At 49.4% G+C, this 20,321-nt stretch carries 23 protein-coding genes; 17 read left to right on the forward strand and 6 right to left on the reverse strand.

Features of this window, described 5'->3' with window-relative positions; all coding sequences use genetic code 11:
• Window positions 1-45: 45 nt before the first annotated feature.
• Together C2I18_RS23650 and C2I18_RS23655 are read right to left on the reverse strand one after the other, a co-directional pair.
• Window positions 46-1,137 carry a HAMP domain-containing sensor histidine kinase gene (locus C2I18_RS23650; protein ID WP_249898168.1) on the reverse strand — a complete coding sequence of 364 codons (1,092 nt, stop codon included), beginning with the start codon at window positions 1,135-1,137 and terminating at the stop codon, window positions 46-48.
• Entirely contained in the window at window positions 1,130-1,834 is a 705-nt protein-coding gene (locus tag C2I18_RS23655; RefSeq protein ID WP_249898169.1) for a response regulator transcription factor, read from the reverse strand. The genes C2I18_RS23650 and C2I18_RS23655 overlap by 8 nt, the downstream gene beginning before the upstream one ends.
• A gap of 303 nt (window positions 1,835-2,137) precedes the next feature.
• On the opposite strand from C2I18_RS23655, the gene C2I18_RS23660 reads away from it, so the two are divergent.
• The 3 genes from C2I18_RS23660 to C2I18_RS23670 are packed head-to-tail and all read left to right on the forward strand — an operon-like array spanning window position 2,138 to window position 4,338.
• Window positions 2,138-2,962: a sensor histidine kinase gene (locus tag C2I18_RS23660; protein WP_249898170.1), complete on the forward strand. Its 825-nt coding sequence runs from the start codon at window positions 2,138-2,140 to the stop codon at window positions 2,960-2,962.
• The gene (locus C2I18_RS23665) at window positions 2,959-3,624 is read left to right on the forward strand and encodes a response regulator (RefSeq protein ID WP_249898171.1); all 666 of its coding nucleotides are present in this window, start codon (window positions 2,959-2,961) and stop codon (window positions 3,622-3,624) included. Before C2I18_RS23660 ends, C2I18_RS23665 begins: the two co-directional genes overlap by 4 nt.
• 36 nt (window positions 3,625-3,660) lie before the next feature.
• Window positions 3,661-4,338 carry a YcnI family copper-binding membrane protein gene (locus C2I18_RS23670; protein ID WP_249898172.1) on the forward strand — a complete coding sequence of 226 codons (678 nt, stop codon included), beginning with the start codon at window positions 3,661-3,663 and terminating at the stop codon, window positions 4,336-4,338.
• 433 nt (window positions 4,339-4,771) lie between these two features.
• On the opposite strand, the gene C2I18_RS23675 is transcribed toward C2I18_RS23670, so the two are convergent.
• Window positions 4,772-4,930, reverse strand: a complete 159-nt coding sequence (locus C2I18_RS23675) for a hypothetical protein (RefSeq protein WP_249898173.1) — start codon at window positions 4,928-4,930, stop codon at window positions 4,772-4,774.
• 134 nt (window positions 4,931-5,064) lie between these two features.
• On the opposite strand from C2I18_RS23675, the gene C2I18_RS23680 reads away from it, so the two are divergent.
• Window positions 5,065-5,490: a hypothetical protein gene (locus C2I18_RS23680; protein ID WP_249898174.1), complete on the forward strand. Its 426-nt coding sequence runs from the start codon at window positions 5,065-5,067 to the stop codon at window positions 5,488-5,490.
• A gap of 76 nt (window positions 5,491-5,566) precedes the next feature.
• On the forward strand, window positions 5,567-6,817 hold the full coding sequence (locus C2I18_RS23685; RefSeq protein ID WP_249898175.1) for a purple acid phosphatase family protein: 1,251 nt from the start codon (window positions 5,567-5,569) through the stop codon (window positions 6,815-6,817).
• A 133-nt stretch (window positions 6,818-6,950) separates the two neighbouring features.
• Here the strand turns inward: C2I18_RS23685 and C2I18_RS23690 are convergent, their stop codons facing one another.
• Complete coding sequence (locus C2I18_RS23690) at window positions 6,951-7,691, reverse strand: SDR family NAD(P)-dependent oxidoreductase (RefSeq protein WP_249898176.1); 741 nt, start codon at window positions 7,689-7,691, stop codon at window positions 6,951-6,953.
• A 125-nt stretch (window positions 7,692-7,816) separates the two neighbouring features.
• On the opposite strand from C2I18_RS23690, the gene C2I18_RS23695 reads away from it, so the two are divergent.
• Window positions 7,817-8,731 (forward strand): LysR family transcriptional regulator, encoded by a 915-nt coding sequence (locus tag C2I18_RS23695; protein WP_249898177.1) that lies wholly within the window; start codon window positions 7,817-7,819, stop codon window positions 8,729-8,731.
• Between the two features lie 70 nt (window positions 8,732-8,801).
• Here C2I18_RS23695 and C2I18_RS23700 read toward each other — a convergent pair whose 3' ends face one another.
• Window positions 8,802-9,389: a hypothetical protein gene (locus C2I18_RS23700; RefSeq protein ID WP_249898178.1), complete on the reverse strand. Its 588-nt coding sequence runs from the start codon at window positions 9,387-9,389 to the stop codon at window positions 8,802-8,804.
• A gap of 664 nt (window positions 9,390-10,053) precedes the next feature.
• On the opposite strand from C2I18_RS23700, the gene C2I18_RS23705 reads away from it, so the two are divergent.
• Complete coding sequence (locus tag C2I18_RS23705) at window positions 10,054-10,974, forward strand: EFR1 family ferrodoxin (RefSeq protein WP_249898179.1); 921 nt, start codon at window positions 10,054-10,056, stop codon at window positions 10,972-10,974.
• Window positions 10,971-11,603 (forward strand): hypothetical protein, encoded by a 633-nt coding sequence (locus tag C2I18_RS23710; protein ID WP_249898180.1) that lies wholly within the window; start codon window positions 10,971-10,973, stop codon window positions 11,601-11,603. Before C2I18_RS23705 ends, C2I18_RS23710 begins: the two co-directional genes overlap by 4 nt.
• A gap of 80 nt (window positions 11,604-11,683) precedes the next feature.
• Here C2I18_RS23710 and C2I18_RS23715 read toward each other — a convergent pair whose 3' ends face one another.
• The gene (locus tag C2I18_RS23715) at window positions 11,684-12,301 is read right to left on the reverse strand and encodes a nitroreductase family protein (RefSeq protein ID WP_249898181.1); all 618 of its coding nucleotides are present in this window, start codon (window positions 12,299-12,301) and stop codon (window positions 11,684-11,686) included.
• 325 nt (window positions 12,302-12,626) lie between these two features.
• On the opposite strand from C2I18_RS23715, the gene C2I18_RS23720 reads away from it, so the two are divergent.
• The 9 genes from C2I18_RS23720 to C2I18_RS23760 all read left to right on the forward strand — a co-directional run bounded on the left by C2I18_RS23720 (window position 12,627) and on the right by C2I18_RS23760 (window position 20,316).
• Window positions 12,627-13,061 carry a DUF1641 domain-containing protein gene (locus tag C2I18_RS23720; protein ID WP_249898182.1) on the forward strand — a complete coding sequence of 145 codons (435 nt, stop codon included), beginning with the start codon at window positions 12,627-12,629 and terminating at the stop codon, window positions 13,059-13,061.
• A 40-nt stretch (window positions 13,062-13,101) separates the two neighbouring features.
• A complete protein-coding gene (locus C2I18_RS23725) occupies window positions 13,102-14,280 on the forward strand; it encodes an NAD(P)/FAD-dependent oxidoreductase (protein WP_249898183.1) in 1,179 nt (392 codons plus the stop codon).
• Window positions 14,281-14,450: 170 nt separating this feature from the next.
• Entirely contained in the window at window positions 14,451-15,080 is a 630-nt protein-coding gene (locus tag C2I18_RS23730; protein ID WP_249898184.1) for an SGNH/GDSL hydrolase family protein, read from the forward strand.
• A gap of 251 nt (window positions 15,081-15,331) precedes the next feature.
• On the forward strand, window positions 15,332-16,078 hold the full coding sequence (gene map, locus C2I18_RS23735) for a type I methionyl aminopeptidase (RefSeq protein WP_249898185.1): 747 nt from the start codon (window positions 15,332-15,334) through the stop codon (window positions 16,076-16,078).
• A 37-nt stretch (window positions 16,079-16,115) separates the two neighbouring features.
• A complete protein-coding gene (locus tag C2I18_RS23740) occupies window positions 16,116-16,700 on the forward strand; it encodes a DJ-1/PfpI family protein (protein ID WP_249898186.1) in 585 nt (194 codons plus the stop codon).
• Between the two features lie 97 nt (window positions 16,701-16,797).
• Entirely contained in the window at window positions 16,798-17,220 is a 423-nt protein-coding gene (locus C2I18_RS23745) for an Rrf2 family transcriptional regulator (protein WP_249898187.1), read from the forward strand.
• 350 nt (window positions 17,221-17,570) lie between these two features.
• Window positions 17,571-17,957, forward strand: coding sequence for a helix-turn-helix domain-containing protein (locus C2I18_RS23750; RefSeq protein WP_249898188.1), 387 nt, complete (start codon window positions 17,571-17,573; stop codon window positions 17,955-17,957).
• Window positions 17,958-18,204: 247 nt separating this feature from the next.
• Window positions 18,205-18,933, forward strand: coding sequence for a metallophosphoesterase family protein (locus C2I18_RS23755; RefSeq protein WP_249898189.1), 729 nt, complete (start codon window positions 18,205-18,207; stop codon window positions 18,931-18,933).
• 519 nt (window positions 18,934-19,452) lie between these two features.
• On the forward strand, window positions 19,453-20,316 hold the full coding sequence (locus C2I18_RS23760; RefSeq protein ID WP_249898190.1) for a VOC family protein: 864 nt from the start codon (window positions 19,453-19,455) through the stop codon (window positions 20,314-20,316).
• The last annotated feature ends 5 nt before the right edge of the window (window positions 20,317-20,321 follow it).

Here is a 20,321-nt window from a genome sequence, read left to right on the forward strand (position 1 = left end):
GTAAAGTTAAAGTTTTTCTTAAGTCAGAATAAATACGGCCAAGAGTTAGGTTGCGAGCGGCAGCCGTACCTCGAACAGCGTGCGGATTACACTGCTCTCGGCAGAGATCGTCCCGTGATGCTGCTCTACAATATTTTTGGCGATAAACAGTCCAAGTCCTGTACTGCCTTCCCGGTGCGTCCGGGCCTTGTCGCCTGTATAGAACATATCGAACAGATGCGGGAGCTCTTCCGGGGGGATGCTGTCACCGTAATTAATAACCTGCACAACAGCCGCATCTCCTTCAACCCGGCAATGGATATCGACGAACTGTCCGTCCTGCCCGTAGCGGACCGCATTGGCCAGCAGATTCTCAAAAACGCGTGCCAGCAGCTCGCCGTCACCCTCAATCTGCAGCTGCGCTTCAGCGTTCAGCCGGGCCGTAAGCCCGTTATTTTCAAAAACAGGATAGAGCTCCTCGCTCAATTGGTGAAGGAGCTCGCTTAGATCAAGCGGCTGCTTCTCGAGGGTCAGCATTCCGTAGTTCATTCTTGTGATTTCAAACAGCTCATCGATGAGCTTTTCCAGGCGCTGTGATTTGGTGAAGGCGATGGACGTGTAGTGTTTGATTTGATCCGGGCTTAGCTGACTGTCCTTAAGAATCAAATCAAGATACCCGAGGACAGAGGTGAGCGGCGTCCGCAAATCATGGGCTAAATTCAGCACCAGCTGATCCTTGCTGTTCTCGGCAAAGTCTCCGCGTTCCACGGCTTCTTGCAGTTTTTCACCCGCCAGATTAAGGTCCGCAGCGATATCTTCGAACTCGTCATTGGATGAAATATGCAGCCTTCCGGTAAAATCACCGTTAGCAAGCAGGCGGACCTGTCCGGAAATTTCCTTGAAATAACGCGCATAAGGCTTGGTGAACAGAAAGAAAAACAAAATGGCCAGCGGAATAAACAGGATCAGGAAAAAGTTGAAATCCCCTATAGAGCGGATCATTTGCCGGACCTGGGCCAGGGGATCCTCCAAACGTACCCGGGAATAGTACTGCTGCAGCAGTTTGTAGAGCAGGTACGTGAGTATTCCCGAGCAGGACATGCTGAGCACGAGCAGCCAGATCATTTTGAAGCGGAAACTGCGGAACAGGTTAGCCATTGAAAGTATACCCGACCCCCCAGACGGTTTTTATCCATTTGTTTTTGGTTTGCTCTTCACCGAGCTTTTTGCGCAGCGTACGGATATGCACCATCACCGTATTTCCGCTCTCATAATAGGCTTCCCCCCATACCTGCTGAAAAATATGCTCTGCGCTGAACACTTTTTTCGGATAGCTGGCCAGCAGATGGAGAATATCAAACTCTTTGGGCGTCAGCTCGACGGGATGTCCGTACAGAGTTACTGAACGGCAGTCGTGGTCTATGATTAGTCCCGCGATTTCGATTACAGGCGAACTCCCGGCGGCAGGCTGAACCGGCTGATTCAACTGCAGAGAGCGGCGCAGCTGGGCATTCACCCGGGCTACAAGCTCCATCGGATTGAACGGTTTGGTCATATAATCATCAGCGCCGATCACAAGCCCGGTGATTTTGTCGAGATCCGAGGTCTTTGCGCTTAAAAAGATGATCGGCAGCTGATACTGCTCGCGGATTTGCCGTGTGACTTCATGTCCGTTCAGCCCAGGCATCATGATGTCCAGAATGGCCAGATCTATGGAATGGGTCTGTACAGCCTGAACGGCTGCCCTCCCGTCGGTTACCTTGATCAGATGATATCCCTCTTTTTCCAGATGCAGGGCGACCAGATCAGCAATTTCCGCATCATCGTCGGCGATAAGAATCGTAATCCGTTTCATTTCTAATCCGCTCCTATATTGATATGGCTGTATGTTTTCAGCGTGTATTTTCTTTTAGTGTAACCTAACAGCCGTTCTTTCGGAAACTTCCGGTTTCACACATGCAGTTAGCAGCGCCGGCTGATGGACGGTATAATAGCTAGTGGACCGATCACTGAACACAACAGTTTTATTTTAAAATACTTAGAATTGTAACATATCTCTTGCAGCTATAGCCCGAAAGAGTCATGAGCAAGACTGCCGGGCCATGTTATTCTATGAATCAAGTTTAGGGAGGGGACAGCAACGTATACCCGGATCAAAGTGCTTATCCTGCTCATTCCAACCATCATGGTCGGGATATGGGAATGGGTGCGACATCAGTTTCTGATGCCTTATATCTCCATGGATATGGGGAATTACCTGACACCAGTGCTGGTGTTCATGTTCAGTATTGTACTGCTGCTGCCGCTGTTCTCACTGATGGAGCGGAATCAGAGAGAGCTGGAGCAGGAACGGTCGGTCAAAACCGCGATGGAAGCCAGAGATCTGCTGGCCAAGGAGCTGCATGACGGAATGGCCCAGTCCCTGTTTCTGCTGTCCGTTCGGATTGACCGGCTGGAGCAGAACCGCAAGAACGGGGAGATTAGTGCCGAGAACGTTGAGCAGATCCGCAAAACAGTGCACGAAGTCAACCGTTATGTACGGCAGGCTATTGTCAATTTGAAGGTTCCTGTCTCGGATATAGCGGCATTTTCGCTGGAACAGTCGGTAAAAGAGCAGCTTGCCGCCATCTCAAGCGAGGTGATGATTGAGGTATCACTAGACTGGCGCTTGCCGGAGCAGGCACTGACATCTGCGGAACAGGCAGAGCTGTTCTCCTGCATCCGTGAAGCTGTGATTAATGTGCGCAAGCACACCAGGGCAACAATGGTGGCTGTAACCGCTCAAGGAGACGGAGAGTGCTGGAAAGTATCTGTAACCGATGACGGCGGCGGAATCAAGCATGACAATCCTTTTGCCGTGAGCGGGAGCTACGGGCTGCAGATTATGCGGGAACGGACAGAACGCATGGGCTGGCGGCTGGAGATTAAGTCAGGTCCCGGCGGTACAACGGTGGAGATTACGAAAGGGGGAACCTTGGAATGAGCAGCTGCAGAGTGCTGATCGTAGACGATCATGCCCATGCACGTGAGGCGATGAGCGAGATTCTGTCGCTGGATGAGCAGTTTGAAGTCATTGGCGCAGTCGGAAGCGGTGCCGAGGCTCTGGTCTGGACCGGGCAGTGGATGCCGGATCTGATCCTGATCGACATTGAGATGCCGGGCATGGACGGGCTGGAAACAACACGCCGGATCAAACAGGAGTACCCTTATGTCAAAATCGTCATTGTCACCGTGTCTGATGAAATCTCATATTTGTTCGAGGCACTGAAGCAGGGGGCGCAGGGGTATTTGCTGAAGAACCTGGCACCGTCAACCTGGATCGAGTATTTGCAGGCGATCGTCAGTGAAGAAGTTCCCCTGAGCCGTGAGCTGGCTTTTCAGATTTTGAAGGAATTCGCTGTGACAGCCGTCAAGGAAGAACGGGAAGCATTAACGGCACGCGAAAAGGAGATACTGGGCTGTGTATCCTCCGGTTCAACGAATAAGGAAATTGCGGGTCAGCTTGGCATCTCCGAGCATACCGTCAAAAATCATCTTAAAAACATCCTCCAAAAGCTCCAGCTCCAGAACCGCACGCAATTGACGCGGTATGCCCTGGAACAAGGGCTGGCTTCGCGGGAACGCGATTTTCCGCGAAAGAAATAAACATACTATGAGACACATACAGAGAGGGAGATACCCATGAAATCAATTATCCGTAAAATCGCAGCGCTCGCTGCACCGTCCCTGGCAGCTTTGATGCTGTTCGCGGCAGTAGCCAGTGCGCATGTAACCGTTGCGCCGGCACAGTCTGCAACAGGAGCCTGGGAGACTTATACACTGAAAGTTCCTTCAGAAAAAGAGTCGGCCACCGTGCGGATCGACCTGCGTATTCCGGAAGGGGCGGAGTTCAAGCAGTACGAGCCTTCTCCCGGCTGGGACGTAACCATTGAAGGAAACAAAGTCAGCTGGATCGCAACCGGAGAAGGCATTTTGGCCGGACAATTCCAGCGTTTCTACTTCACAGCCAAAAACCCGGACAGCGCGGGCGATATCGCGTGGAATGCCTACCAGCATTATGCTGACGGCAGCCTGGTGCAGTGGTCAGGTGAAGAAGGCTCGGCGACTCCGCATTCGGTCACTGAAATTGTGCAGAGTACCGCAGGCGACAGCGGACATTCCCACGGTGCGGCAGCTGCGGACGATCACGGCTCCATGGACATGGGCGGACAGGGTTCAATGACCATGGACGAACACAACAAAATTGTGGAAGGTATGGACAACAGCAGCACCTCACCGCTGATCTATATCGCAATCGGAATCTCCCTGGTGGCCTTTTTGCTGGCGGCCATCAGCTTGCTGAGAGGACGTAAGGATTAAGCATTTTGTTAATGTGCTGCAGCTGCGGATCTCCTCATCCCTGAAAAGGGTGAGGGGTTCGCAGTTTTTTTGTGCGGAAATGGCAGGGAATAAATGAGATGAAGCGGGCGTGATCCTCTGCTGGAGGATAGAGATTGGTCTCCTGGGGGAAATGCTTATCATGCCTTGGCAATCTCCCGATCAACCTAAATGGAAATTCTCCATCTAATTCGATGGCAGCTACCGATATTGCAGTTCTAGTGGGAAAAACTCCAGTTAAAAGTACTGGATTAGTCTATCGAGGCCTTTATTCGCTGTAATAGCTGGAGGATTTCCAACTAAAACTCATAAATGATGAAAAAGAAGCGGTTTAGGTGGAGGATTTCCAACTAAAGCGGATGATCAGGGAAAAGGAGGCGGGAGGAACTGGATGGAACAAAAAAGCGATAAGGAATCATTCCTTGTCGCTTTTTATGGAGAATTTAGAAATGACTTTGCGGTTGGCCAGTTCCTTCAGAGCCTGCCGCAGCTGATCGGGAGAAGGATTCACAATTCCGAGCTGTTCCTGCAGGAAAGCCAATTCTTTTTCGTTATTACCATGTTTGTTGTTCATGCGGTTCACCTCATTTTTGATTTTACACCAAAATCCGTTCTCATGCTCCGGTACCTCCTGTTATTTTTAACGCTGTGCTGTTCTGATATACTGGTTTTGAGCTTGCAACTACGATTATAAGGAGCCGAAAAAGTATGGCAATCCTGAGGGATATAGTAGCAAATAATACTTATGTGGAATTTTTATTTTTAAGTTGTATACCGGGGGAAGATGAGGGCTGCCAGCTAGCCTTTACCTATTGCCGGGACAATCACGTCGTTTACGAACTGGCTTTTGGCTGGACGAACCTGACGATTAAAAATTATATTGAAGTAACCTCTAAATTTCCGCTTGAAGCGCTGAATGATTTTATACTAAACAATCTTTATACTTCGTTCGAAAAACATTTATACGGTTTGGAATGGACCGGATTAGAGGAAAGGAATACCTATGGGATTAGATTTTCCGGTGCCCATCAGGACTTTTCGTTGAAGGTTACTGATGCTGCAGTGCAGCAGTTTGGCCGTGAGCTGGAGGCGGAGTGGAGAGAGGGGCAGCAGATGACCCTAAATTTCGCCTGAAAATACAATCAGTTGCAGGTTGTACATCAGATTCCCCGTATGGAGGCGTTTTTGCCCCGGTTGTGAGGAGGTTAAAATGAAAGATTTCAAACTGTTAATTATCATTGGTATCATCATCATTGTATTGATAATAGCGGCTGCCGCCATAGAGCGGCTCAAAACAGAACGTACTGCGGCTACCGCCTCATCCGGTGTTCCTTATAATCTGGTTACTACGTTTAAGGGGGATGCGCGCAGCAGCCGGGCGTTCACCTGGTATACCGGCGACCCCGGCGCAGACGGATGGCTGGAGATTGTTAAAGGCAGCCCATCGTCGTTCGCTGAGGGGGCTGTGATCAGGACCAAGGCAGTTCATTCGGTAGTGAAGACGGACAGCGGTAAAAAAGGAGTACATAAAGCGGAGATTACCGGCCTGGAACCTGGGACCATGTATTCCTACAGGGCTGGCAGCGGTACGGATGGGGAATGGAGCGGGACGTTTCAATTCAGTACAGCAGAGAAGGACAGCGGGAGTGTAACTTTTATCAATGTTACCGATTCCCAAGGCGCCTCAGCTGCCGATTTCAAATTATGGGGACGTACGCTGGACAAGGCGTTTCAGATCTTCCCGGAGGCACAGTTTATTGTGCACAATGGAGATTTTACAGAGGAGCCGGGGGAGTCTGGGCTGTGGAATAAGTTCTTCAGCAATGCGCAGGGTATAGTGGGCTCCATTCCGCTGATGCCGGTAACCGGGAACCATGATGAGATCGACGGGCAGACGGAGGAGTTCACCTCGCACTTCAATCTGCCGGACAATGGAGCAAAGGGGTCGGTTCCCGGAACCGCCTATTCTTTTGACTACGGCCCTGTGCATGTAGCGGTGCTGAATACCGAGAGCCATCTCAAAGCCCAAACCAAATGGCTGAAGGAGGATCTCGCGGGCACGGATAAGCCATGGAAAATCGTTGCGATGCACCGTCCTGCATACGGGGGCAGCACTTACAAAAAGATAGAGGACTGGACAGCGGTTTTTGACAAATACGGGGTTGATCTTGTGCTTCAGGGGCATAATCATGAATATTCCAGATCTTATCCGCTGCTCGGCGGCAAAATTGTATCCGGACAAAAAAGTGCAGCAGGTGCTGCTAAAGGCACTGTGTATGTAGTCACGAACGCATCCGGCGGCAAATTTAACGAGAAAAAAACGGAACAGTTCTACCACAAGGTTCATTTTCAGAATGAGAAGCAGATGTTCGCCGGCATTTCCGTCCGAGGCAATCAGCTTACTTATCAGGCGTATGATGTGGACGGCAGCAAGCTGGATGAATTTGTGCTGAAGCATTAAGTGAAGAGGGCTGACCCGAAAGCTATGCAATGGCTTGGGTCAGCCTTTGTTGTATTGGAGGCAGGGCTGCGGATGTATGCGAAAAATCGAATGCGATGCGCTACTGCGTAGTCAAACGGGCAAATGACGTCAGCTACAACGTCTGCCCGCTGTCCACTGTAATAATCTGGCCGGTCATCGCCTCCTGGGCAAGAACGGAGCAGATGAAGCGGGCAATATCTTCAGGCTGGGCTATCTGCTGCAGAAGCAAATTTGGTGCGAGCTTGTTCATCTGCTCCTCACGGCCTGCCCACCACCTTGTGGCGACAGCACCCGGCACTACACAGTTCACCCGGATCTCAGGAGAGAGTGCCCGGGCCAGCGATTTGGTCAGGCCGTGAACCGCTGCTTTGCTGACCGCGTAAGGGAGCGAGGAGCCGGAGCCGGTAGTCCCGGCAATGCTGCCCATATTCACAATAGCGCCCTGTCTGCTGAGCTTCATATAAGGCGCCACTGCACGTGCACAGAAGAACATTCCTTTGACATTGACCGCGAATAATTCATCCCATATAGCCTCGGTTACTCCATCCAGGTCTTCAAGCGCAAGATGTCTTGTAATGCCGGCGTTATTCACCAGCAGATCAATGCTGCCGCAGGTCTCCACAATTTGTCTGGCCATCTCCTGCACCTCATGCTCCTGTGAGACATCAGCCTGAACAGCGATGGCTTGGCCCCCGAGCTCCTTGATGCAATTTACGGTTTCCAGTGCCTCCGCTTCCGAACGGGAAAAATTTACGGCTACAATAGCTCCGGAAGCGGCAAGCTCCAGGCTTGCTGCCCTGCCGATACCTGTCCCGCCACCCGTTACCAGCGCTACTTTTCCTGACAGTTTCATAGTTCTCCGCCTCAGTTCTTGAATAGTTATGATTATATTTATATTTTATAGAGGGCATTGGATTTTGTATAATTGAATTAACTGAATGGAAGGTTCAAAATATTTGAATTATATAGAGGTGGAAAATGGACTTCAAAGCGATAAAAACCTTTCAGACCATCATTAGAACCGGAAGCTTTAACCGGGCTGCAGAGGAACTGAATTATGCGCAGTCCACAGTCACGATGCAGATTCAGAAGCTGGAAGCGGATGTAGGCGTTCCGCTGCTTGAGCGGGGGAAAACCATCAGCTTAACTGAGGCGGGCAGATTCTTTTATGAACAGAGCAACTTTTTGCTAAAGGATATGGAAAGGCTGCAGGACAGCCTGACAGAATATGCAGCAGGTACTGCCGGAAAGGTCCGGCTGGGAGCAACAGATCCGACAGCCAGCTACCGTCTGCCGGTGCTGCTGCAGAAGTTCATGAACCTGTTCCCCAAGATGGCAATTAGTGTGGATATTGCAGGAACTGCGGCGCTTACAGAAAGGCTGCTGCGCGGAGAGCTGGATATGATTCTGTGCTCACCCCCGGAGTTTAACAAGGAGCTTCACTATGAGCCGCTATTTACCGAGGAATTTGTGCTGATCCTGCCGGACGGCCATCCCCTGACTGCCGAACCGCTGCTTACACCGGATCATCTGCGCGGACACCGGCTGCTGATCACGGCTTCCGGTTGCCCATACCGCAAAAAGCTGGAAAGTGTGCTTCAAGAATATGCCGGCCCGCCGCTGGACACGATGGAAATCGGCAGCATGTCTGCTTTAAAATTTTATGTGGAGAAAGGGTTAGGGATAGCGCTTGTACCGGAGGTAACCCTTCACCCGCTTCCTGAAGGGACGGTAATGCGGGCATTGGAAGGAGGGAGAGTAAATATGACCAGCGGTATAGCCTGCAGATTGTCTGACTATCCGCTGAAGCCGGCGGGACGGAGCCTGTATGAGTTTCTGAAGGAGGAACTGGCTGAAGTAACTTCGAAAAATGACCGGGAAGGTTCACGCTAAAAAAGGAGCTATGCCGCCATCTGTACACGGCGAAGCTCCCGGTAGGCCACTTTTCTATTGCAGCCGATATTCACCTGCGGGCAGGCATCTTTTTCAGCTTGAACGTTTTGACAATCTCCGGAACCTCATCATTTACCATACGCTGCAGCAGGTCAATCTCTTTTTTATATTTCTCGTAATCATAGTCAAAGCCTGTTTCATCGAGAAAAGCGCCCGGGAGTTCACTTGGAACGGTATACGCATAAATGCGTCCGCCACGCTCGGCCAGGAAAATGTACGGGGATTCATCATAACCTTCGTTACGCCACTGCTCCAGTGTCATTTTGAACACCAGCAGGTTTAATACATCCTCATACACTTTTCCTTTATATTTAAAAAGAAAAAATACGCCATACTCTGCATCGGCAAGCTTTTTGCTTGTTTTTATGACCGTGTATGTCTTCCATGAATCGGGCAGCGTGATGCTAAATCCGTACACAGGGTCACGATACAAATAATTAACGGGTTTCTTTGCAGCTGATTTTGAAGTCGGTTTTTTGGCTGCTGATTTCGGTTTGCGGGCCGGGACTGGCATAAACTTCACGCTCCTTGCCTGATTAGTATCGGACAACAACATAATAATCAGGATATTCATCCGGAACGCATAAGGTTTGGACATCTGCCCGAAGACAGAAAAAAGCCCCTGCTGCTGACTCTGTCCAGCTTGCAGAAGCTTTATAATTTCAGGCATAATAATAGGCCTTATAACACACATAAACCTGTATTATTGATAGTTTCATCAATAATACAGGTTTATGCTTTCAGCACTATACCCATGTTCTTCTCAGACTCCTTATCCTATCCTTTGATCTCAGCCGGGTAGAAATCGTCCGAGGCGGCAGTAAATTTGCCTATCCTGCACATTAAATCTTCTCTAATCCATCCTCTGTCAACGATAGGACTCATGTTCAACATTTGAACTTTAAGAAGTTCATACCATTTCGTTCGGGAATGAATGGAAAGCTTTAGCGTCAGGATCAAAGATATAGTCTCAATCTCAGGGATTACGCTGCCAAAGACTGCTTACGAATGAAATTTACTACCCGTGAAGCGTTCCTTCCAGCAGTGTATGTGTCCTTGAGTTGATGTCTAAAGTATACCCCGAAGCCGGGCAGGAGTAAAAAGGCGTATACCTCTAATCTGGGGATATTTTGCATTAATACCTCATGTAAGCGCTATTATTCTGGAGGATTCTTTGTTTTTTAAATTTTAAGTACCGGGTTGTTTCCTTGGTTCTTCATGTATAATGGACCTAATGGTAACGTACGGGGAGGTTTACGTCTGTGAAAGCGGCCATATTCTATTTTTCCGGCACAGGTAATACTGAGATCATCGCAGGACATTTTATGAGGGCGCTGCAGGAAAGAGCAGTCAAGACACAATTGTTCCGGATGGAGGACATCCTCAACGGCAAAAGAAAGGCAGATTTCGGGGAATATGATCTTATCGGCCTTGGGCACCCGGTGTATGGTTTTGGAGCTTCCAGAATTGCGGAGGAGTTTGCAGCCCGGATTCCGGCAGGCAAGGGAACCGGGGCTTTTGTATTTAAAACCGCATCCTCACCTCATTATGTAAATTACAGTGCTTCAAACCGCATTCTGCTGAAGCTGGACGACAAAGGGTACACAGTTTTTCATAACTCTCTTTTGGCGATGCCCTGCAATTTTTATATGAAATATGACGACCGGCTGAACAAACAGCTGTATCTGACTGCGCTGAAAAAAATAGAGGTGTATGCAGATGAAATCGCCTGTGGAACTCCCCGCAGATTAGAAGTTAATATTGTGCTGGAGAAGATACTCAAGAAAATAGCGGACTGGGAAGAGAAAAAAGCGGGAAAGGCCTTTGGTAGAGGACTGAGGACTACAGAGGACTGCACCATGTGTCTTAAATGCGTTAGAGGGTGTCCGGTATCTAATATTTCTGGTACAGCTGAAAAAATTACCTTCGGTTCAAATTGTCTGCTCTGTATGCGCTGCATCTACTCGTGTCCGCAGCAGGCGATCTTTCCGTCGCGTCTGCGGGGCTCAGTAGTGAAACCATTTAACGGGGGCATTAAGCTGGCTAAATTAATGACTGATCACGATAATGACGGTTGTTTTGTGAACGACCGTTCCCGAGGATATTACAAACATTTCATTGCCTATATCAAGGAATATGAAACTATTCCCCAAGCAGAAGAAGAGGAGCGTACACAGAAATGAAGCTGTTTCAGATAAAGACGGCACCGATTGGTGTTGAACGGATTGCGGAGTATCTGGAAGACAATTATGTATGCATAGGGTACCCGGGGCTGGGCGATTTGGAGTTTGCCGGCCGGGATGAGATCCGCAGCCGGCTGATTCAAGCCGTAGCGGTTCCAGGTGCGGAGATCGAAGCTGCGGCAGAGGCTTTGGATACGTTTGTTCATAGTATGGAGGATGGCGATTATGTGGTGGTTGCAGACGGGGAATGGGTCCATCTGGGTGATCTCGGAGATTACTTCTATGACGATACCTTTGATCAGGCAAAGGACGGCCGCTGCCACCGGCGGGGCGTAACCTGGCTGAAAAGCCTGCCGCGTACAGCAGTAAATCCTGAGATCAGCAAGCTGCTGGCCGAAGAAGCATTTGTCTCCCGCTACACAGGAACGCTGCCATCCGCAAGGCTGGATTTGTGGATCGCCGGTTCATCTGCGGAAACAGCAGGCAGCGCGGAGAACGCGGGTAATAACGTCAAAGTCGATGCAGCTATCATCTCGGAAGCTATAGCTGTTCTCCGGGAGGCGTTGCACAGCAGTGACACGGACAGAAGAGAGCGGGCAGCGATAGCCATTCTTCAGTATGCCAAATAAGCCGGCAAATATGCACAAACACAAAGGGCATTCCGGTACTGATCCGGAATGCCCTTTGTTACACAAGTAAAGACTATAGATCAGATGAACTCGACAAATTCATGAACAGGCTTGCGGTAGCCGCGGGGTCTGATCTTGTGCTTGTTGTCTTTGCCGATCGTAATCATCAGTGCAGGAACGAAATTGTCCGGTACACCGAGTGTAGCGTTAACAGCCGCCGGATCAAAACCGATCATCGGGCACGAATCCCAGCCTTTATCTTTAGCAATCAGCATAAACTGCATCGCTGACAACGAGGCATTGCGGATGGCTTCATCACGCTGGAATTGGTCATTCCCGATATATGAATCATTGATGGATTGGATGGTGCTGTCATACTCCGCCTGGCTCATGGCACCAAGCAGCTTAAGACCGCTGTAGATTTCCGGCGCCTGCAGGTAGGCATTTTTGTCTCCATATACCATGATAACAGCAGAAGCGGTATGAATTTTATATTGATTGTTGGCATCCTTGCGTAGCTGTTCCTTCAGAACCAGATCAGTGATGACTTTATAATGCGTATGCTGCAGATTGGAGCTGGAAGGAGCGAGCCGGGCAAGGGAGAACATTTCCTCCAGCTCTGCACGCGGAATACTGATGTTTTCTACAAAATTCATTGCGGATCGGCGGTTTTGAACCAGTTCTGAAAAGGTACTCATGTTAAATGCCTCCGTTTACGGTATGTATGGGTTAGTAATCATAAATAGCTAATATTTATAAATAAACTTACTATTAGTTACTTACTTGCTAAAGATATCATGGGCGGGAGTTGGCGTCAATAACTAAATCAGCATTATGGAAAAATTATCATTACACAGCATGTAATTTATTAAATATTTCACAAGAGAAGTGATTATAATCACAAAATTAGGGTCTAAAGGCAAAAAGATTGTGACATTTATAACATAATAGGTGTTATAATAGTGGAATGGAGTATGTGTTTTATTATTTAAGCAGTTAAGCTAATGCAGAGGAGAGCACAAAATGTCAGAATCAAACAATCAGACACATCCAGAACAAGTTACAACGAAGTCTAACACCAATGAGAATGTTCTGGACCAGCTTTTGAAGCCCGAGGTTCAGGAATCTTTGACCGTCCTGATCGAGCAGCTTCCGCAGATTACACAGCTTGTGAGCGTGCTGAGCAAATCTGTTGACTTTGTACAATCGGTTGCAACGGACGAAGTACTTAAAAATGATACGGTAGGTGCAATCAAGGAGCTTTCCGAGCCGGTAGTAGGTTCGGTTAAGAATATGGCAGCTACAGTAATTGAGGCGAAGGACCGCGCTGAAGCAAGCAGCGAGACCATCAGCCTTTTTGGTCTGATGAAGATGATCAAGGATCCGCAGGTTCAGAAGCTTCTGCGTTTCATGAACGCCTATCTTCAAGTCAGCGGCGAACGCAGCCAGAGTAAATAGACCTTAATATTTCATACGCAAAGAACGGGGGAAACATCAAATGTCAAAACACATCGTTATTCTTGGAGCAGGTTACGGCGGTTTGCTGAGTGCTTTAACTGTACGGAAATATATGAACAAAGCCGAAGCGAAAGTGACTGTTGTCAACCAGTATCCTACCCATCAGATCATCACTGAGCTTCATCGTCTTGCCGCAGGCAGCGTAGCGGAAAAAGCTGTTGCCATGCCGCTTTCCAAGCTGTTCGCAGGCAAAGATATCGATTTGAAAATTGCCAAGGTAAAGTCCTTCTCAGCAGACAACAAGCAGGTTAAGCTGTCTGACGGTTCGACCCTCACTTATGATGCGCTTGTTGTAGGTTTGGGCAGCGTAACCGCTTATTTCGGTATACCGGGACTGGAAGAGCACAGCATGGTGCTTAAATCCGCTGAGGATGCCAACAAAATTCATGCGCATATCGAAGACCGCATCCGTGAATACTCGAGAACGAAGAACCCGGCTGACGGTACCATCCTTATCGGCGGCGGCGGTCTGACCGGCGTAGAGCTTGTAGGGGAAATTGCCGATGTGCTGCCTCAGCTCACCAGAAAATATGGGGTTGATCAGCAGGAAATCAAGCTCATGCTTGTAGAAGCAGGACCAAAAATTCTTCCTGTACTGCCTGACCACCTGATTGAACGCGCCACTGCAAGCCTTGCTGCCCGTGGAGTTCAATTCTTGACTGGACTGGCTGTTACAAATGTAGCCGGCAATGTCATTGACCTGAAGGACGGACAAAAAATTGTCGCCAATACTTTTGTATGGACCGGCGGCGTTCAAGGGAATCCGCTGGTTGGCGAATCCGGTCTTGAAGTGAACCGCGGCCGTGCCACTGTAAATGAATTCCTGCAATCGACATCCCACAAGGATGTATTTGTTGCCGGTGACAGCGCGGTCCTGTTTGCGCCGGACGGCCGTCCATATCCGCCAACGGCACAAATCGCCTGGCAGATGGGTGAGCTGATCGGATATAACCTGTTTGCACACCTGAACAATAAATCCTTTAATGTGTTCAGCCCGATTAACTCCGGTACACTCGCCAGTCTTGGACGTAAAGACGGTGTGGCCATCGTGGGCGGGAACTCGACTCCGCTGAAAGGTCTGCCTGCGACGTTGATGAAGGAAGCAAGTAACATCCGTTACCTGTCCCACATCCATGCGCTGTTCAGTCTTGCTTACTAAGAGGCAGGCATAATCATTGATTTGCCGCAAATCCCCTTCATATGCGTGAAGGGGATTTTTTGAGTACCTAAATTTAATGTTTTCATAAATTGAAAGTGTTTTCACAGGCAGTGTTTTGCTATAATGGTATTGCTTTATACCCTAAGAAATTCCATAGGAGGCCTTTACAGATGGCATTTAAAGAAAACGATATCATTTTGTTTATCGGGGACAGTATTACGGATTGCGGTCGCAATTATGGGGACCCTTCTTCGCTGGGTACAGGTTATGCACTGATGGCTGCTGCGCGTCTTGGACTGCAGTATCCGGACAAGAATCTCACCTGCATCAACCGCGGAATCAGCGGCAACCGTGCCATTGATCTGCAGCAGCGCTGGGAGAAGGATTGCCTCGAATTGAATCCGACATGGGTCTCAATCTATATAGGCATTAATGACACCTGGCGTTACTATGATTCCGGACAGGAAACAACGGCAGAGGAATTTACAGCAATATACCGTGACCTGATTGAGCGGACCAAGAAAGCCACTGATGCCCGTCTGGTGCTGATTGAACCATTTGTGCTGCCGGTACCGGAAGACCGCAAGGGCTGGCGCCGGGATCTTGATCCGAAAATTCATGCCGTACGGGAACTCGCCCGTGAGTATGGTGCACTCCTCGTTCCGCTGGACGGCCTTTTTGCAGCCGCTTCCGTCAAAGCAGCACCGGCCTACTGGGCAGGAGACGGCGTTCATCCTTCACCGGCCGGTCATGCGCTCATTGCTGATGCCTGGCTGAGAACTGTCGGTGCCATCCGTTAGACAAGCCATTTCTTACCTTTAGACGTGTACATATCAACCGGCCGGGGCGGCTTGCTGCCCTTGAGGGCCGGTTTTTTGTGCGTATAAGAAGTATATATTTAGTGGGGGAAATGTTGCGCTGCTGTATAAGCAGACGGGAATTGGCCATCAGTTTATTCTGTTACTCATAAATGGTATAATCAAAGGATGTCTATGACTGAGAAATAAAAAATAGATCCCCCGCTAACCTACGATGAGAGGAATATGAATATATGATCTGCGATAACGAGCAAGACCTGCAAGGACTTAAGGCAGCGGGCAAAGTAGTGGGCCACACGATTGCCGAGATGAGAAAAAGTGTACAGCCCGGGATGACAACTGCCGAGCTGGATGCAATCGGTGCGGAGATCATGAAGCAGTTCGGGGCCAATTCGGCGCCGCAGGTGACTTATAATTTTCCGGGTGCCACCTGCATCAGTGTGAATGAAGAAGCGGCTCACGGCATTCCGGGTTCCAGAGTAATACAGGCTGGTGATTTAATTAACATCGACGTATCTTTGGAATTGAACGGATATTACGGAGATGCCGGAGCATCTTTTCAACTGCCGCCCTATAATGAGAAGATCGTACATTTATGCCGCAGTGCAGAAGAAACGATGATGAGCGTCATCAACCATCTCAGAGCCGGGATGAAGGTCAATGAGATCGGCCGGGTAATGGAGCTGGAAGCCCGCAAACGCGGGTACAAGGTTGTCCGCAATCTGTGCAGCCACGGAATCGGCAAATCCCTGCATGAAAAGCCTTTTGAAATCCTGCCTTACTATAATCCGCGTGCCGGGGCTGTGCTTAAAGAAGGCCAGGTTATAACAGTTGAGCCTTTCCTCTCGACCGGAGCTGATTTCGTGGAGCAGCAGCCGGACGGCTGGACCCTCAGCGTTGCCGACAACAGCAGGGTAGCCCAGTATGAACATACCATTGTGGTAACCAAAGGCAAGCCCGTTATTCTGACCGGCGTTTGATCACTGCCATCCTATAATATCAAGGGAGGTCTGCCGCTTGCGGATCGCATGTATACTTTTTGACGGAATCACGTTCCTTGACTTTGCCGGCTTCTACGATGTCATATACCGGCTCGGACAATTTGAAGCAGGAAAAGGGCTGGAGTGGGACATATGTGCGCCTGCAGAAGAGATCACGGATGAACTGGGGCTGACTGTCAGGGCAGGAAAGGTGCTGCCGGATTTATCACAGTATGACATGGTTTTTGTGCCTGGAGGCATGGGAACGAGACAGCTCAGATATGATGAGGGCTTCCTTGACTGGCTGCGCGGCGCGGCGGACGTTCAGTATAAAGTATCCGTATGTACGGGTTCCCTGCTGCTCGGTGCTGCAGGATTGCTTCAGGGGCGGAGTGCTACAACGCATCCTTCTGCTTATGAACTGCTGAAGCCGTACTGTGCAAGTGTGATCAAAACCCGGATCGTAAAAGACGGTAACCTTCTCACAGGCGGCGGGGTGTCAACTTCCATTGACATGGGATTGTATGTGCTGTCGCTTCTGGCGGGAGAAGAGGCCATGCTTGCGGTGAAACAGCAGATTGATTACCCCTATATTATGCAGGGCATCATTGAGAAGCAATAAAAGGCAGCGCTGCAAGATTGACAATGGTTCAGAATGTAACTATCATTGTTACATCCCATGCTTGTTTTTTGTTTGAGGCACCAAAGGAGAGATTGACATGAACATCAGCACCAGGTTTGCGGTTGCTATTCATATTTTGACTTTAATAGATGCAAATAAAGAGGGTAAAAGTACTTCCGAATGGATTGCCGGCAGTGTCAATACAAATCCCGTGGTTATACGGCGCATTACTGGTATGCTGCACAAGGCTGGCCTGGTAGATGTCCGTCCGGGAGTGGCAGGCACAAGCCTCAGCCGGGAGGCGTCAGAGATTACGCTGCTGCAGATTTATAAAGCGGTCAATGCTGTGGAGGAAGACTCATTGTTCTCGGTGCATGAACATCCGAACCCGGAATGTCCGGTAGGGAAGAACATCGCCGGAGCGATTGTTCCGGTATTTTCCCTGGCCCAGAAGGCTATGGAGAACGTACTGCAGGAGGTTACACTGGACCAGATCGTGAATCAGATTCCCGTATCCTGACGGAAGATGCGCAAGCTTTAAGGGCCGGAGCCTGATCCGGTCTTTTTTTGCAGCTGTACGGGGTTGAACATTATAGGATGTGTACAAGTGAAGTCAATCAGACAATTTTAAGTAAACCTTCAGCAAGAATTTAGGTGTTTTTAAGGTTGAAAGAGTATAGTAAAGATCTCCACCCCCCAGTGGATTATATATTGCGCAGATCCTGTCGTGCCTCGGCAGGGTCTTTTCCTGTCTGCTCCTTTACACATAATTCCAGATGGTTTAGACTGACACAGGAAGATTACGAAGGAGAAGACAGGGATGCCGGCTTATGAAGTTCTCTGTAAGGTTATATTTAAAAGGGGATGCCTATGAAGAGCAAATCATTATTATCCGTATTGGCGGCCAGCATTGTGCTGGGAATATCTTTTATTACCGGTTGTTTGCTGATCGGGAATGATCTTAAAGAGAGAAGTGCGAATATGGAACAGTCCCAAAACGGAGCCGGAGTGACGGCCGGACCGCTGATGACCATTCAGGAAACCGCCGGATTTCTGGGACTGAGTGAAGAGCAGGTACTGAATATTATGAAAGCTGAAAATGCTATTCTAAGCAATAACGGAGTGTTTACAGGTATGAGGCTTCCTTATATCAAGGTGGATGACCAGTTTTTGTTCAGCCGGGCTGACTTGCTTAGTTGGGTCCAGCAGGCGACCGCAGAGAGAAGAGTATATAGCGGGGTCAAAATGCTCCATTAATTATTAAAATAACATCTATAAAGATTGAACTTGAAAATATCCTATTAGGAAATAGGGCGGAGGAGAAGTTTGGAACTGTAGGAGCGATAGCGTCCGCCTTTGTTTGCGGATTTCAACCGCGTAGACGGGTAAAATCAAAGAAATCTGCTGACAACAGCGGCCGGAAGTCCAAAGGTTCTCTGGAGTCACGACCATTCTAAATAGAAGAATCACTAGTTCAATCTATATAGATAACGGAGGAACCACTGTGGAACAAATCGCAATTATTTCTGATATACATGGCAATCTGACTGCTCTGCAGGCGGTGCTTGCGGATATCCGGAGCCGTAACATTTCACGGATCTTCTGTCTGGGGGACATCGTTGGCAAAGGACCGAGCTCTGATCTGGCTGTTGATCTGGTGCGGACGCATTGTGAGAAGGTGGTCAGGGGCAACTGGGATGAATTTATTACCGGAACTGATGAGCTGGATATGATAAAATGGCACCGGTCGCTGCTGGGAGAGGAACGTCTGGACTACCTGGCAAGCCTGCCGTTCTGCATCGAATTCCGGATGAGCGGCAAGCTGATCCGCCTGTTCCACGCCTCACCGCGCAGCGTGAACGAAAGAATCCAGCCCTGGGATGATTATGGCAGCCGGCTGTCCCTGTTTGAATCCTCCGTGATGTGCGGGGAGCCGCTGCCGGCAGATGTAGCGGGATACGGTGATATTCATAACGCTTATCTTCAGCACCTGGAAGGGAAAGTACTGCTGAATGCCGGCAGTGTGGGGAATCCGCTGGATCTGACCCAGGCCTCATACGTGATCCTGGAAGGAGAATACGGTAGCGGTACAGCGGCGCCGCTGAATATCCAGTTTGTTCGGGTTCCTTATGATATTGAGCTGGCGGTGTCCCAGGCTGAAGCCTCAGGGATGCCTGATATGGTGCCTTATATCCGTGAGCTTAGAACAGCGGAATACCGGGGGAGAACATAAAAATGAAGTCTGCCTTTCTCAGGCAGGCTTTCAGGCCGTTGTGAAAGTCCCGGCAACCGTATGTTGTGATTTTGATTTCATACGACACCGCGTTAACATTGCCGGCTCCAACCATCACCTCACGCGCACCAGAACATACTAATGACTTGGAAATCCTAATGCTAACGGACTCCAGATCCGTTATTTTGCATTAGAGGTGGGACGCAGTGTCCGTTAGCGTGCGAAAGAGGACGAGTCATCTAACGGATGCAGTGTCTGCAGACTAGGAACCCAGCAAGAAACCCAAGACCCTTAAAAGAGCCGGGTTTCTCAACACTTTGGAAGCCTGCCTCCTAGAGGGCAGGCTTTTTTGCTTTTACAGAAAAGTAATTGACAAACTTATAGAGTGCAACTAAACTAAAGTTAGTAAATATGTAACAGGGTTAGTTACAGCTGTGAATGGGGATATCACTAAGTGCAAAGAATAGGCTTTATACAACAGATCAGTAACGGAATTCAGAGAGTCCAGGGGGAGATAATATGACAGCAGCTAAATTACATGAGGAAGTACAGATCGGCCTAGTACAGATCAGGGTCAGCAATCTGGAGCGTTCGCTCGATTTTTATGAGAATGTCGTAGGATTGCAAGTCCTGCGCCGGCAAGAGCGGGTGGCGGAAATGACTGCAGACGGCAGCCGGGTGCTGCTTATTCTGCGGGAGATTGAGCATGCGGTGATCCCTCGCCGCAGCTCATTCGCCGGACTTTATCATTTTGCGATCCTTCTGCCTGACCGCCCGAGCCTGGGGCTTGTGCTGCGGAACCTGATTGATTCCGGGATTCATATCGGACAGGGGGATCATCTGGTCAGCGAGGCTCTGTATATTCAGGACCCGGATAATAACGGGATCGAGCTGTACCGGGACCGGCCGAGAGATACCTGGCAGCATGAGCCTAACGGCAACGTCGTCATGACTACAGATCCGGTAGATGTGGAAGGCCTTTTAGCGGCTTCAGAAGGGCTGGCGTGGAAAGGTCTTCCGGCAGGCACTACCATGGGCCATGTCCATTTTCACGTCAGTGACCTTAGTTTGGCCCGTACATTCTATGTGGACGCACTGGGCTTTGAGGTTACCACCAACTTTGGAGATTCGGCACTGTTCATTTCGGCAGGAGGGTATCATCACCATATGGGCCTCAATATCTGGGCGGGGCAGGGTGCACCTGCAGCACCGGCTGATGCTCCGGGAATCGATTATTTCACCTTGCTGCTGCCGGGTGTACAGGAATGTAATGCTGTCGCAGAACGTATGCGCAGTGCGGGTTATACTGTGACTGGAGATGGGCAGGGAGTGACTGTAACTGACCCGTGGAATATCGGGATCAAGCTGCTTGTAAAGCCGTAACATAC

Source organism: Paenibacillus sp. PK3_47 (genome assembly GCF_023520895.1).
Classification (GTDB): Bacteria; Bacillota; Bacilli; order Paenibacillales; family Paenibacillaceae; genus Paenibacillus_AQ.

Coding starts and splice junctions, on each gene's coding strand:
- C2I18_RS23650 (WP_249898168.1), bottom strand. CDS start 1,137: ATGGCTAACCTGTTCCGCAGTTTCCGCTTCAAAATGATCTGGCTGCTC.
- C2I18_RS23655 (WP_249898169.1), bottom strand. CDS start 1,834: ATGAAACGGATTACGATTCTTATCGCCGACGATGATGCGGAAATTGCT.
- C2I18_RS23665 (WP_249898171.1), top strand. CDS start 2,959: ATGAGCAGCTGCAGAGTGCTGATCGTAGACGATCATGCCCATGCACGT.
- C2I18_RS23670 (WP_249898172.1), top strand. CDS start 3,661: ATGAAATCAATTATCCGTAAAATCGCAGCGCTCGCTGCACCGTCCCTG.
- C2I18_RS23675 (WP_249898173.1), bottom strand. CDS start 4,930: ATGAACAACAAACATGGTAATAACGAAAAAGAATTGGCTTTCCTGCAG.
- C2I18_RS23680 (WP_249898174.1), top strand. CDS start 5,065: ATGGCAATCCTGAGGGATATAGTAGCAAATAATACTTATGTGGAATTT.
- C2I18_RS23685 (WP_249898175.1), top strand. CDS start 5,567: ATGAAAGATTTCAAACTGTTAATTATCATTGGTATCATCATCATTGTA.
- C2I18_RS23690 (WP_249898176.1), bottom strand. CDS start 7,691: ATGAAACTGTCAGGAAAAGTAGCGCTGGTAACGGGTGGCGGGACAGGT.
- C2I18_RS23695 (WP_249898177.1), top strand. CDS start 7,817: ATGGACTTCAAAGCGATAAAAACCTTTCAGACCATCATTAGAACCGGA.
- C2I18_RS23700 (WP_249898178.1), bottom strand. CDS start 9,389: ATGTCCAAACCTTATGCGTTCCGGATGAATATCCTGATTATTATGTTG.
- C2I18_RS23710 (WP_249898180.1), top strand. CDS start 10,971: ATGAAGCTGTTTCAGATAAAGACGGCACCGATTGGTGTTGAACGGATT.
- C2I18_RS23715 (WP_249898181.1), bottom strand. CDS start 12,301: ATGAGTACCTTTTCAGAACTGGTTCAAAACCGCCGATCCGCAATGAAT.
- C2I18_RS23720 (WP_249898182.1), top strand. CDS start 12,627: ATGTCAGAATCAAACAATCAGACACATCCAGAACAAGTTACAACGAAG.
- C2I18_RS23725 (WP_249898183.1), top strand. CDS start 13,102: ATGTCAAAACACATCGTTATTCTTGGAGCAGGTTACGGCGGTTTGCTG.
- C2I18_RS23730 (WP_249898184.1), top strand. CDS start 14,451: ATGGCATTTAAAGAAAACGATATCATTTTGTTTATCGGGGACAGTATT.
- map (WP_249898185.1), top strand. CDS start 15,332: ATGATCTGCGATAACGAGCAAGACCTGCAAGGACTTAAGGCAGCGGGC.
- C2I18_RS23745 (WP_249898187.1), top strand. CDS start 16,798: ATGAACATCAGCACCAGGTTTGCGGTTGCTATTCATATTTTGACTTTA.
- C2I18_RS23750 (WP_249898188.1), top strand. CDS start 17,571: ATGAAGAGCAAATCATTATTATCCGTATTGGCGGCCAGCATTGTGCTG.
- C2I18_RS23760 (WP_249898190.1), top strand. CDS start 19,453: ATGACAGCAGCTAAATTACATGAGGAAGTACAGATCGGCCTAGTACAG.